Raw genomic sequence first — 13,032 nt, forward strand, 5'->3', positions numbered from 1 at the left:
TTCGACCAAAGTGGATGTCGGTTCGGGTGAAGAAAACGCGTTAAGGCAAGAAGCTATCCCGGCAGGAAGATCGCGAACGGCTCATCGATCGTGCGGCGCAGATGCTCACGATAGAGGGCGTAGTTCGCATCGTCAGCCGACACCCGGCCGAGGCTCGGCTTGGGCACGTTCTTCACCGGCAAGAATGCGATCGGCGCCGCGACCGGCGTCAGCAGCGAGCCGCGGCCGGCGAGCAGCGTCGTGATGATGCCGTACATCTCACCGGAATTGCGCGGGCGCGAGACCGTGATCACGCGATGCTGGCCATGCCTGTTGGTCACGAGGTAGACGAAGCCCGATTCATTGGGCACCGCCACCTCTCCATATTGGGTGTAGTCGGCATCCTGCCGCTCGCCCTCGCGGAAACCGAGCGATGACGCTGCTTCGTCCCAAGCGATCTCCGTCCGATAGGCATAGAGCGCGCCGGTTTCGCCGAACGACGGACGCACCGTGATATAGGTCCCCTCGATCCGCGCCACCGCGCGGCGGGAATACGATCCGAGGCTGTCAGGCGCGATCCCGCCATTGGCCGGCGTGACCACCCTGATCGCCTCCGGCAGCCTGCGCAAGGAAACACCGAGCGCCTGCTCCAGCCGCACGGTGGTCGCCAGCGTGAACGGGCGGCGGCCGCCGAGCACTTTTTCCAACGTCGACAGGCTGAGCTTCGCCTGCTCCGCCAGTGTCTGCCGCGAGATGCGGCGGCGCGCGATTTCCTCGCGGATGGTCTCCGCGACCTGCTGGCTCTGCTCGGCGGAAAGCTGCTTATCAGGCGTCGACATCGTGTTCCTGCGCGATTCCCCATGAATCTGTACAGTCTAGCAGACCGGACAATCCATCACAAAACCGCACAAACCCGCCTCCGCCGGTGGCGGGCCGCGCCGGGCGGCGGCCAATCATTGCCGATCATTCTGCTCGCGCCGAAACCGCCGTTCTCCATGATTGCGAAGCAGCGAAAGTCTCGCTCGGGAGTGACGAAAATGACGATTTACGATGCATGTGAGAGCAGCCCGCAGATCCGCCTGTCGCGCCGGATGCGCATTGTGCTGTTCTTTCTGGTGGAAGGTGTGGCCGCGCTGGTGATCGGCTTCGCGGCTCTGTTCCTGAGTTTCGATCCGGTGTGGTCGGCCGAGCTGTCGCAGCAGGCGGTGCTGCGGCCTGGCGATGCGCGCTCCGGCTTGCTGCTGTTCAAGACCGACAACGGATATGCCGACGCAACCAGGCTCGGCATCGATGTCGACCTCACCGTGTCGGGCCCGACCGTCCGCGCCCGCGTCACGCAAATCTTCCGCAATCCGACCAAGGACTGGGTGGAAGCGACCTATGTCTATCCGCTGCCGGCGGGCGGCGCGGTCGACACACTGAAGATGGTGGTCGGCGACCGCATCGTGGTCGGCGACATCAAGGAGCGGCAGCAGGCCCGCGCCATCTACGAGCAGGCCAAGCAGAATGGTCAGAAGGCCGCGCTCACCGAACAGGAGCGGCCCAACATCTTCACCAACTCCGTCGCCAATATCGGTCCCGGCGAAACCGTGCTGGTGCAGATCGAATATCAGGAGCCGGTGCAGCAGAACGGCAGCGAATTCTCGCTGCGGGTGCCGATGGTGGTCGGCCCGCGCTACAATCCGCGTCCGGTGGCGCAGAGCGTCGACCTCCGTGCCGACGGCAACGGCTGGGGCGCCACCACCACCGATCCTGTGCCGGACCGCGATCGCATCGCGCGCGAGGTGCTCGATCCCGCCGAGAATGCGCCGGTCAATCCGACCAACATCACGGTGCACCTCAACGCCGGCTTTCCGCTCGGCGACGTGAAGAGCCATTTCCATCAGGTCAAGATCGAGAGCCCTGACAACACCACGCGCATCGTCAAGCTGGCCGAAGGCCCGGTGCCGGCCGATCGCGATTTCGAGCTGACCTGGAAGCCGGCCGCCGAGAAGACGCCGTCGGTCGGGCTGTTCCGCGAGCATGTCGGCAATTCCGACTATCTGCTGGCCTTCGTCACCCCGCCATCGGTGGAGCCGGCGCAACAGAAGGTCCTGCCGCGCGAGGTGATCCTTGTGATCGACAATTCCGGTTCGATGGGCGGCACCTCGATCATCCAGGCCAAGGCGAGCCTGATCTACGCGCTCGGCCGCCTGCAGCCGACCGACCGCTTCAACGTGATCCGCTTCGACGACACCATGGACGTGCTGTTCCCAGCGCCGGTCGCGGCAAATAGCGCCAATATCGGCAACGCGACGTCGTTCGTCAGCGCGCTGCAGGCGCGCGGCGGCACCGAGATGCTGCCGGCGATGCGCGCCGCGCTGTCCGACACCAACCGCGACGACGCCAATTTCGTCCGCCAGGTCGTGTTCCTGACCGACGGTGCCGTCGGCAACGAGCAGCAATTGTTCGAAGCCATCAGCGCGCTACGCGGCCGCTCGCGGGTGTTCATGGTCGGCATCGGCTCGGCGCCGAACACCTACCTGATGACGCGCGCCGCGGAGCTCGGCCGCGGCACCTTCACCCATATCGGCTCGGTCGAGCAGGTCGACGAACGCATGCGCGGCCTGTTCGCCAAGCTGGAAAATCCGGCGGTGACTAACCTCTCCGCAAAATTCTCCGAGGCGACGGCCGATCTGACGCCCTCGGCACTCCCTGACGTGTATCGCGACGAGCCGCTGGTGCTGGCCGCGAAGCTCGACAAGCTTGCCGGCTCGGTCGAGATCAAGGGCCGCATCGGCGACCGTCCGTGGAGCGTGACGTTACCGCTCGCCGGCGCCGCAGAAGGCAAGGGCCTCTCAAAGCTGTGGGCGCGCCGCAAGATCGCGGATGCCGAGGTCGCGCGCACCACGCGCCAGGCGAGCCCCGAGGACGCCGACAAGACCATCCTTGCACTCGCGCTGGAGCATCAGCTCGTCACGCGGCTGACCAGCCTGGTTGCGGTCGACAAGACGCCGAGCCGTCCCGAAGGCGAGCCGCTGAAGCTCTCCGAACTGCCGCTCAACCTGCCCGCCGGCTGGGATTTCGCAAAGGTGTTCGGTGAGCGTCCGCGCCTGCCGGCTGCACCGGGCGAACGTCGCGCCGACGCCGGCGACGGCAAGATGCAACTCGCTGCGCTGAAGCGGTCACCGGTCGCCACGCAAGGTCCCGGCACGATCCAGCTGCCGAAGACGGCGACCGATGCCGAATTGAAGATGATCGCGGGCGTGATCCTGCTCACGGTCAGCCTTCTGCTTCTGGTGTTCAACCGGCGTCAGACGTCGCCCCAATGACGTCGGATGAAAGGAGGAGGTGCCCCCGACCTCCTCCTTCAAGAGCGCGCGCGGCCTTCCCACCCGTCCCCCAAGGGCCGCGCGCGCCATTTTTTCTTCGAGTGTCATTCCGAATGACGGAAGGCCCAATGCGCCGCTTCATTCCTCCCCTCGCCTTCGCCGTCATCGGCCTGACCCTGTTCGGCCAGGGTGCCTACATCCACGCCAAGGCGCTGCTCGCGCAGCTGCTGCTGGAGCGCGCCTTCGCAAGCAGCATCGCAGCCGGCCAACCCGTGAAGCCGTGGAGCTGGTCCGATACCTGGCCGGTAGCCCGGATCGAGGTGAAGCGCCTGCATGCTTCCGCGATCGCGCTTGCCGGCAGCAGCGGCCAGGCGCTGGCGTTCGGTCCCGGCCATGTCGAGCAGACCGTCGATGCCGGCCAGCGCGGGGTGGCGGTGTATTCCGCGCATCGTGACACCCATTTCCGCTTTCTCAAGGATGTCACAATCGGTGACGAGATCGACGTCACGAGGAGCGACGGCAAGACATTTCGCTACCGGGCCGATCGCAGCTCGATCGTCCGCTTCGATCAGTCCGGCATCGATCCGCTCACCAACCGCTATGAGCTGGTGCTGTCGACCTGCTGGCCATTCGACGCGCTGACATCGGGTCCCGAGCGCTATCTGCTGCACGCGACCATGATCCAATCGCGTTTGACCCAGATCGAATCGGGTTCCTGATACCTACATGAATTTTGCGTGTGCCGGGATATTGCGCGCGATGCCTGACTTGCGCCAGCGTGAGTTGCTACCCCCTTCCATCAGCCATAAAAACAATGAAAAGTCGCGTTCTGCGGTGATCCGCCGTGGGCCAGAGGAAACAAGTAGAACAAGGATAAGGGCAGGCTCCATGGAAGCTTTCGCAGGCACCGCGTCTCATCCGTCCCATAAATGGGCGCCGCCCGCTGACGCCAGCGACATCGTCAGGAGCATCCACGCGATGCTGCACCCGCGCAACATCGTGCTGGTCGGCGCCACCGACAAGCCCGGCAACTACGCCGAACGGATCTGGAACAACCTGATCAAGTACGGATATGCCGGGGGCCTGTTTCCGATCAACGCCAAGCGCGAAATCATCTGGGGCGTCACCTGCTACAAGGATTTTGCCAGCCTTCCCGAGAAGCCCGACCATGTGCTGGTGCTGGTGCCGGCCCGCTTTGCGGTGCAGGTGATCCGCGACGCGGCCGCCGCCGGCGCACGCTCGGCGACCATCGTCACCTCAGGCTTCAGCGAGCTGCAGGATGAAGAGAGCCAGCGGCTCGCGGTCGAGCTGAAGCAGGCCATCAAGGAGACCGGGCTTGCAGTTACCGGCCCAAATTGCCTCGGCAATCTCAGCGCTGGCGAGAACCTGTTCACCAATATCGACGACCGTATCGTCACCATGGAGCAGGGCGCGGTGGCGATCGCCGGCCAATCCGGCGCGATCGTGATGGCGATCCGGCAGGCGCTGGAGGATCGCGGTGTCGGCGTCGGCTACATGGTCACCACCGGTAATGAGTCGGGCCTCGAGACCCCCGACCTGATGAGCTATTTCGCCGCCGATCCGAGCATCCGCGTCATCGTCGTCTATTTGGAGGGCGTCCGGAACACAAAAGGGTTCCGCGATGCCTGCAAGGCCGCCCGCGCCGCGGGCAAGCCGGTAATCGCGCTGAAGCTCGGCGCCTCCGAAGGCGGCCGTGCTGCCGCGATGGCGCATACCGGTGCGCTCGCCGGCTCAATCGAGACATTCGACGCGATTGCGACCCGCGAAGGCGTGATCCGCGTGCGCGGGCTGGACGAATTGATCGAAACCACCGAGTGTTTCGTCCACGCCGATCCGCCAAAGGGCAACCGCCTCGCGGCGGTGTCGCTGTCGGGCGGCAAGCGCGGACTGCTGATCGACGCGTTCCATTCCGCCGGGCTGAATTTCGCGCCGCTGAGCCCGAACGCATCGGAACAGCTAGCGAAGATGCTCGGGCCCGGCAGCATCGTCGGTAACCCGCTCGACGCCGGTTTTGCCGCGGTGGTCGATCCCTCCGTCTACATGAAGTCGATCAAGATCATGATCGACGATCCCGACACCGACATCGTGATCATCGACGCCGAGCTGCCGAAGGCACCACACGAGCTGCGCGAACGCAATCTGCGGATCGTCAACGAGATGGCGGGCCGGGCCAACAAGCCGGTGATCTATATCAGCGCGATGTCGATCGGCTTCACCGAATTCACCAAGGGGCTGCGCAAGACGCTGCCCGATATCGCGGTCATGCAGGGCCTCGACCGCGCGGTCGGCGCGATCAAGTCGCTGATCGAGTACGCCGGTCTGCGCAAGGAAGTGCCCGACATCGCGTCGAGCTCGAAGGCGTCCGCGCGCGCCGTGCTGGAGAAGACGCTGAAGGCCGCCAACGGCGCCGCCGCGCTCGACGAGGTCGCCTCGAAGCAGCTGCTCAAGGCCTATGGCATCCCGATCTCGAAGGAAGACGTTGCACAGACCGCGGCCGAGGCCGTGAAGATCGCCAAGACAGTCGGCTTTCCGGTCGTCGCCAAGGTGGTCAGCCCCGACATCCTGCACAAGTCGGATATCGGCGGCGTGGTGCTGAACCTCGGCAATGCGGCCGAGGTGAAGAAGGCGTTCAACGACATCACCGCGCGGGTGAAGAAGCTGAAGGGCAAGCCGAAGCTCGAGGGCATCCTGATCGCGCAGCAGGTCAAGGCCGACCTCGAGCTCGTGGTCGGCGCCTCGCTCGACGCCGAGATGGGGCCGGTGGTGCTGTTCGGCACCGGCGGCGTCGACATCGAGCTGATGAAGGACGTCGCGCTCGCCGGCGCGCCGCTCGATGCCGCCGAGGCGAAGGAGCTGATCGCCAGGACCAAGGCCGGGGTCAAGATGAAGGGCTATCGCGGCAAGCCCGCGTTGCACGAGCCCTCGGCGGTGAAGGCGCTGGTCGGGCTCTCCAATCTGATGGCCGACGCCGATGGCCGCATCGCCTCGATCGACGTCAACCCGTTCCTGATCAACAGCAAGCTCGGCGTCGCCGTCGACGGCCTGATCGTGCTGAACAACGCCGCCGCGAACAAGGCCGCGGGGCATTGACGCTACTCGTCATGCGCGGGCTTGACCCGCGCATCCATCCGACAAGAGAGCCTTCCGAATGAGATGGATTGCCGGGTCAAGCCCGGCAATGACGGCCTTGCTAAAACCCCGCACCCCACTGCCGCGCGGTCTGCATCACCCAGTCGCGATAGAGCGTTAGCGGTGTCACGCCGGTGATGCCGCCGCAGCCGGCGGTGCCGTTCGGGCCGGTGGACCAGCTCACCACGCCGACGATAATGGGCCCACCTTGCTTGTCCTCGAACACGGGCGCACCGGAATCGCCGGTGCAGGCGCCGAGCCCGTCGCGCACGCCCTGTCCGACCGGGTCGACGAGACGGATCTGCAGCGTGCCGGGCTTGCCGCTCGCGATCAGGCCGGCGACACGCGTGCTGCCGCCGCTCTTGCCATCGCCGCGCACGGTGACGCCGACGCCCGCGACGGTGAAGCGGCCGCCGACCTGGATCGGAACGTTGGGCATGCCGAGCGCGGCCGGCGCCTTGCCTGCCGCTGGTACCGCGAGCTGCAGCAGCGCGACATCGGCGGTCGCGACATGATTGGTCATCGCCTGCATCCGAAAGCCGGGATGGATCGCGACCGTCTTGACGTCCTGCAGCTTCGGCTGCCGGTCCGCGCCATACTCGACGATCTTGTAGTCGGCACCGGGCTGCACGCAATGCGCCGCGGTCAGCACCACCTTCGGCGCGATCAGCGCGCCGGTGCAGAAATTACCGCGTGAACCGACGATGGTGACGACGGAGTGCGCAACGCCATCAGTCGACGGCGCGCCACCACCGACGATGGCCAACGCCGGCGTTGCCATCAACACGGTCAGTAAGGCTGTCGCTCGAATCAAGCCCGTCATGGATCCCCGTTGATCTTCATTGAAACCTGACATATCCGAAGCGCGACATTGCGTCGCTCACACTCGGCCCCGGAGAACACGCAATGTTGTACAGAGCATCCGAACCTGCACGCGTCAATTGTCTAAATATCTAGTCGACGACGGCTACGGCGTTGAAGTCGCCGCCAAAATCCTGCGCCACGATCGACCGTGCGCGCTCCGCGTCGCCGTGCTGTCGCGATATGCAACACATCGGATCGCACTGCATGACCCGATCGACGTTCGAATGTGAACTGTGTCTCTTGATTGTGCACGTATCGCGGCCGTAATTTTGACCCTATAGCAATACAACCTCCGGCAGCATACCGCATACTTACCTTCATGACTTTCTGGATGCCGGTGCCGTTGATCTACAGACGGCTTTCCATCCGCCATTTTTGAATTCGAGGATAATATGAGGATCGCGGTCGTCACGCCGATCAGGCTGTTCAGCGAGGGGCTTACGTCGAGTTTCGAGAACCACGCCGAGTTTGCCATTGAGGCGGCGGTTTCCGATCTCGCCGGCCTGCGCGAGACCCTCAAGACCAGCGGATTGAATGTCATTTTGATCGACGTCACACAAGGCATCGATCTCGACGAAGTGCGCGTGATTGCGAGCGAGCATGCGGAGATCGCCCTGGTGGCGCTCGGCCTCAACGAGGACCGCCGGGACGTCGTCCGCTGCGGCCGGGCCGGGTTCAGCGGCTACATTTCCCGGAATGCCAGCTTCAATGAACTCTGCCGCGCACTGTCGGACGTCGCATCAGGACGGCTCGCCTGCAGCGCCGAGATTTCCGGCGGCCTGCTGCGCGCACTGTTTTGCATGGAGCGTCAGGCGGATACGACCGATGCGGAGGGATTGACGCGCCGCGAAGGCGAGGTCCTCAAGCTCATCGGACAGGGCCTGTCGAACAAGGAGATCGCGCGCGATCTCAATCTCAGTCTTGCGACCGTCAAACATCACGTCCATCACGTGCTGCAGAAGCTCGGCCTGCCGCGCCGGGCGCAGGCGATGCGGCGGGTGCGCGAAGCGCCGTGGATCGCATCATCTGCGCCGATCCCTGATCGCCGCCGCGAGCTCGACTGACCCCAGCATCCTGAATTCCGTGTGCGGCTGACCGCGATGCTTCCACGCATGCGTGCGGAGATGCGGCGTATCTCTGCAGATGCGCCTGCGCACGCATCGCGCCGTGAGATCAATCCCGACTAAACCCTTTGGTCGATCTTTCGAGGCACGCGCTCGACCTCATGGACCGATCGATCCGCATCATCACCTCGATCCTTTCTGATCCACCGCGGTGAATAGGCCTTTCGCGGCACAGCTGCCACAACTGCACCAACGCAACGACGTGCCGCTCCTTTTCGATCGTTGCGTGAATGCAAATTGCCGTGGGAGCCGGATCGGTTGCACGAATTCGCAGCAGATCGGCCGGGATCGATTTCATGAATCCAGTTGCCGACATCGCTGGTCTGGCTGCCTTGTGGCAGAGAACGTCGGGCGGCGACCCCGCGGTGAAGATCGCGATCATCGACGGCCCCGTCGACCTCAATCATCCCTCGCTCAGGCAGGCCCGCGTCGCCGTCGGCGGCCAGTTCGTCGCGCCGTCTTCGCCGATGATCCAGTCCGAGCACGGCACCCATGTCACAAGCGTGCTGATGGGCACGCCCGGCAGCCCGGTGCTCGGCGTCGCGCCGAATTGCAGCGCGACGGTGTTCTCGATCTATCGCGAGAATGCCGCCGGGCAGATCGAGCCGTCCTCGCAAAGCACGTTGGCGCTCGCGATCAACCAGGCGCTGGCGGTCGGCGCCGACATCATCAACATCAGCAGCGGCCAGCAATCGGCGACCGGACGGGCCGATCGGATTCTGGTCGACGCGGTCCGCGCCTGCGAACGCGCCGGCAAGCTGATCGTCGCCGCTGCCGGCAATGACGGCTGCCGCTGCGTCCAGGTGCCCGGCAGCCTCGCTTCGGTGCTCGCGGTCGGCGCGTGCGACCTGGCCGGCAATCCGCTGCCTTTCAGCAATTTCGGCGATGCCTATCTCGAGAACGGCATCCTCGCGCCAGGCGAGAATATCGCCGGCGCTTCGCCGGTCCGCAACGTCAGCCTGCGTTCCGGAACGAGCTTCGCTGCGCCGATCGTCACCGGCGTCGTCGCGCTGCTGCTCTCATGCCTGCACCAGAACGGACGCAGGGCCGATCCGCAGGCCGTCCGGGCCGCGCTACTCGAAAGCGCGGTGCCCTGCCGCAGCGACGGCAGCGCCTCGCGCTGCCTCGCCGGACGGCTCGATATTCCCGCGGCTGTCGCCGCCCTGCTTGGCGAGCAGGCGGATGCCGTCATGCCGTCGGGTGCCACGGCCGCGCCTCCCCGCTTCTGGGGAGTGTCCGCGCGCCCTTTCGTCCAACCGTCATCCGCCGCTCAGCCAACTGCAACCAGAGAGGGTTCCATGGGAGATCTATCAGCAATGTCTGCACCATCGGCTCCGCGCATTTTCGGGCCGGACGGCTCGGTCCTGCGAGGCAGCGCCGGGATCATGCCAAGCGAGGCCCAGGCTGCCGCAGCGGCGGCACCTGCGGCCATGGCGGCCCCGGTTGACCACGGTGTCGTCGCCGCGCCGATCACAGCGCCCGCGCCCTATCCGTATCACGCCCCCCATACCGGCGGCGACATGGTCTGGATGCCGGCGCCGATGCCGCAGATGGCTATGCCACAGATGATGATGCCGCAGATGGCGATGCCGCCGGCCGGCATGATGCCGCAAACCTGGCTGCAGCCGCAGCAGCTCCCTGCCTTGATGCCGAGCCACGCCCTTCCCGTCGCAATGCCTCAGGCACTGCCGATGTACGAAGCGCCCGCGGTTCGAACCAGCGAGAAGAGCTGCGGCTGCGGCGGCGGCATGCGTCCGCAAGGCGCTGCGGCCGAGTCCTCCGGTCAGTTCGCCTTCCCGATCGGCAGGCTGTTCTACGATTTCGGCAAGGAAGCCCGCCTCGACTATTTCGTGCAGGCGATCGCCAACTGGCGCGACAGCCTGGTCGGGCGCGGCCTTCCGGCATTCGGACCGGATCGCGACCGCTCCGGCGATACCTCGGCGCCGTACAATCCGCAGATCATGGCACGCTATCTGCTCAATCAGGCGGACGGCGAGCACGCCACGCCGGCCGGCTCCGGCAACAACTTCCCGGACGCCGACGCCATCATCTGGACGCTGACGATCGATTCGATTCCGATCTACGCGATCAAGCCGCTCGATGTCTTTGGTCTCGGATTCTTCGCCGCGCTGATCCTGGCGCTCTGGCACCAGGAAGTCTCACATGAGGATCCCGCAAACACCCAGACCATGGTTCCGGCTGTGGCGCCCGGCGACGACACGCCACCGACCACGCCTCCCGCGTTCCCGGGTCGCGGCGGCGTTGCACGGGTTTCGATGGCCGGCTGGGTCGACAGCACCAACACGACCAAGCTCCTGAACGGGACCGTCGTGCCGACGCTGGTGACCGACTGGCGCGGCTTCTACCAGTGGGATCTCTACACGCTGTTCGGGCCCGACGTCGAGACCTGGCCCGCCGGCGCGGAGGGCTTCCTCGAGCGGATCTACAACGAGTTCCGCAATGTCGGTCTCTCACCGCAGGATCGCGCACTGAACTATTCGGCGATGAATGCCTACAACACGCGGAAGATCTTCACCGACGTCGCCAAGAAGGGCCTCCGGCTCGACACCGTCGAAGTCGACCAGAGCGTGATCTGCCGCCCGGACTCGGTCTGCCACGACGTGACCTACCGCTTCTTCAACCCGACGCAGGTCCTGACCCAGGCGCGCGAAGTCTATCAATACACGATCGACGTGAGCGACGTGGTGCCGGTTGCGGTCGGACCGCTACGGCAGTGGCAGGTCTATTGACGCGATTGCTCCTCTGCGTCCGGAGGAGATCAGAACGTGGCGCGATTTGGCGTCACGTGGTCCGGGGGATCGACGCGATGAGCGATCGCCCGGGCGACGTCCAGCGACGGTTGCGCCGGTCGGTGCCCACCTCCGGTAGCTGCCGTCAATTCAAACCGAAAGAAGGAGCTGAACATGTACGCAAGGAACGACTTTGAGACCTTCGGCAGCGTGCGTAGCCCGATCCAGTGTGAGGGCATCGAGCGCGGTCCGAAGCGGATTACCGAAGTGGCGACCAACGGGTCGGTCAACCCGCAGGGCTGGACGGATATCCTCGGCGGCGTCGCGCAGGCGCTGCCGGGCGTCCTCGGCGCCTTCGGCATCTGATCGCCAAACTCGGGGCCCGGCGTTGTCGGGCCCCACCTGCCTTCGAGGAGACCGACATGATGCAGAAATCCACTGCCAGAAGCCCACAACAGCAGCAGCAGAACGGTCGCCGGATCGAGCCCTCCGGAAAGATCGTCGTGTCGTCAGTCGTGAGCCACGCCTCGCTGATCGCCGCGATCAGCGACCGCAACCCGATCATCGCCAAACGCACCACATCCGACGAGGACAAATCCTGAAATCGTCGTCACCACCGAACCTATGGAGCCGATGCCATGGCAAGACCGCCCCGCAAATCCGGATCCGACAGCGCAGCCTCTCCGCCGCCTGCGGAAACAGCATCCGCAGCGTCACGCATTGCCGAGGCGCGGCGCCCGATGGACGCCGCGCTTGTCGCCCGTCCGAAGATCGCGACCACCCCCACCCCGCCGACCACGTCAGCCTACATGGCACCTCCGCAGGGGCCGGGCGCTCCGCAACAGTTGCGCCATGATGGGTCGCCGCATTCGGAAGAGCGGCTCAACACCGCGATGAAGATCCTGCTCGATCCGATGGCGCGCGCGCTGCCGGGCAAGGTCTATTCCGGACAGGCGCGAAACTGGACTCGTAGACCGTGATCGGCTTCGCGCCGAACCGCGCGTCGATCCGCCGCGCAGACATGCAACGGCCCGCCCGATCCGGCGGCGCGGCCGTTGCCGCTCGTCGGAGAGAGACATGAACGAGACCGGCAATCCCCCTCGCATCAATCTGCGCCACGCCGCCTTCACGTTCATCGGCCTCGGGGCACTTCTGTTTCTCGCGGCCGGCACCATGCGATGGGCCGGCGCTTGGGCGTTCCTGCTCGAGGTCACAATCGGAGCGCTGATCACCGAGGCCTGGCTCGCCAGGCACGATCCGGGGTTGCTGGCGGAGCGGCGCACGTCAAGCGGCCAGGTCGGGTGGGATCGCGTCATCACATCGATCATGCCGCTGCTGTGGCTGACCTGGCTGCCGCTGATGGCGCTCGATGCGGTCCGCTACCAGACATCGCTCGTCCCCTTCTGGTTGCAATGCGCCGGCGCGGTGATGATCGCGGCGTCGTTCTACATCGTCTACCGGACCTACCGGGAAAACAGCTACGCCGCGCCGGTCGTGAAGATCCAGCGCGAGCGCGGGCATGCTGCGGTGACCACGGGGCCGTACGCCTATGTGCGGCACCCGATCTATGCCAGCGGCCTGTTGACCTATGTCGGCACGCCGCTGCTGCTCGGATCCTGGTATGGCCTTGCCATCGTGCCGGTCATGGTGGCGCTGCTCGGCCTGAGATCCATGATGGAGGAGCGGATGCTCACCGCCGAACTCGACGGCTATGCCGAATATCTCGCGCGCGTGCGCTATCGCCTGGTGCCGATGGTCTGGTGACCCGCGTTCCGCGTGGCGGATATTGCCGCAAACTGGCGACTTGCCTGATCGGCGGCAATTCCAATAAAGAAGGCTGAACGCGCGTTTCCC

Annotated in this window: 11 protein-coding genes; 9 read left to right on the forward strand and 2 right to left on the reverse strand. The window is 65.3% G+C overall.

What is annotated here, in order from left to right:
* Nucleotides 1-53: 53 nt before the first annotated feature.
* Complete coding sequence (locus ABIB78_RS21395) at nucleotides 54-818, reverse strand: helix-turn-helix domain-containing protein (protein ID WP_429028238.1); 765 nt, start codon at nucleotides 816-818, stop codon at nucleotides 54-56.
* A 252-nt stretch (nucleotides 819-1,070) separates the two neighbouring features.
* Between ABIB78_RS21395 and ABIB78_RS21400 the strand changes: the two genes are divergently transcribed.
* From ABIB78_RS21400 to ABIB78_RS21410, 3 genes are all read left to right on the forward strand, one after another.
* Complete coding sequence (locus ABIB78_RS21400; protein ID WP_429028520.1) at nucleotides 1,071-3,290, forward strand: marine proteobacterial sortase target protein; 2,220 nt, start codon at nucleotides 1,071-1,073, stop codon at nucleotides 3,288-3,290.
* A 128-nt stretch (nucleotides 3,291-3,418) separates the two neighbouring features.
* Nucleotides 3,419-4,009 carry a class GN sortase gene (locus ABIB78_RS21405; protein WP_429028240.1) on the forward strand — a complete coding sequence of 197 codons (591 nt, stop codon included), beginning with the start codon at nucleotides 3,419-3,421 and terminating at the stop codon, nucleotides 4,007-4,009.
* Between the two features lie 169 nt (nucleotides 4,010-4,178).
* The gene (locus ABIB78_RS21410) at nucleotides 4,179-6,401 is read left to right on the forward strand and encodes an acetate--CoA ligase family protein (protein WP_429028241.1); all 2,223 of its coding nucleotides are present in this window, start codon (nucleotides 4,179-4,181) and stop codon (nucleotides 6,399-6,401) included.
* Between the two features lie 100 nt (nucleotides 6,402-6,501).
* Here ABIB78_RS21410 and ABIB78_RS21415 read toward each other — a convergent pair whose 3' ends face one another.
* On the reverse strand, nucleotides 6,502-7,263 hold the full coding sequence (locus ABIB78_RS21415; protein ID WP_429028244.1) for a S1 family peptidase: 762 nt from the start codon (nucleotides 7,261-7,263) through the stop codon (nucleotides 6,502-6,504).
* Between the two features lie 433 nt (nucleotides 7,264-7,696).
* Here ABIB78_RS21415 and ABIB78_RS21420 point away from each other — a divergent pair, with 433 nt between their 5' ends.
* The 6 genes from ABIB78_RS21420 to ABIB78_RS21445 all read left to right on the forward strand — a co-directional run bounded on the left by ABIB78_RS21420 (nucleotide 7,697) and on the right by ABIB78_RS21445 (nucleotide 12,942).
* Nucleotides 7,697-8,368, forward strand: coding sequence for a LuxR C-terminal-related transcriptional regulator (locus tag ABIB78_RS21420; protein WP_429028246.1), 672 nt, complete (start codon nucleotides 7,697-7,699; stop codon nucleotides 8,366-8,368).
* A gap of 356 nt (nucleotides 8,369-8,724) precedes the next feature.
* Nucleotides 8,725-11,178, forward strand: coding sequence for a S8 family serine peptidase (locus tag ABIB78_RS21425; RefSeq protein WP_429028248.1), 2,454 nt, complete (start codon nucleotides 8,725-8,727; stop codon nucleotides 11,176-11,178).
* A 174-nt stretch (nucleotides 11,179-11,352) separates the two neighbouring features.
* Nucleotides 11,353-11,544 (forward strand): hypothetical protein, encoded by a 192-nt coding sequence (locus ABIB78_RS21430; protein ID WP_429028251.1) that lies wholly within the window; start codon nucleotides 11,353-11,355, stop codon nucleotides 11,542-11,544.
* Between the two features lie 56 nt (nucleotides 11,545-11,600).
* Nucleotides 11,601-11,780 (forward strand): hypothetical protein, encoded by a 180-nt coding sequence (locus ABIB78_RS21435; RefSeq protein WP_016842277.1) that lies wholly within the window; start codon nucleotides 11,601-11,603, stop codon nucleotides 11,778-11,780.
* Between the two features lie 36 nt (nucleotides 11,781-11,816).
* Entirely contained in the window at nucleotides 11,817-12,158 is a 342-nt protein-coding gene (locus ABIB78_RS21440; RefSeq protein ID WP_429028253.1) for a hypothetical protein, read from the forward strand.
* 97 nt (nucleotides 12,159-12,255) lie between these two features.
* Nucleotides 12,256-12,942 carry a methyltransferase family protein gene (locus tag ABIB78_RS21445; RefSeq protein ID WP_429028255.1) on the forward strand — a complete coding sequence of 229 codons (687 nt, stop codon included), beginning with the start codon at nucleotides 12,256-12,258 and terminating at the stop codon, nucleotides 12,940-12,942.
* Nucleotides 12,943-13,032 lie beyond the last annotated feature (90 nt).

The sequence above is a fragment of the Bradyrhizobium sp. I1.14.4 genome, assembly GCF_050435825.1.
Lineage (GTDB): Bacteria > Pseudomonadota > Alphaproteobacteria > Rhizobiales > Xanthobacteraceae > Bradyrhizobium.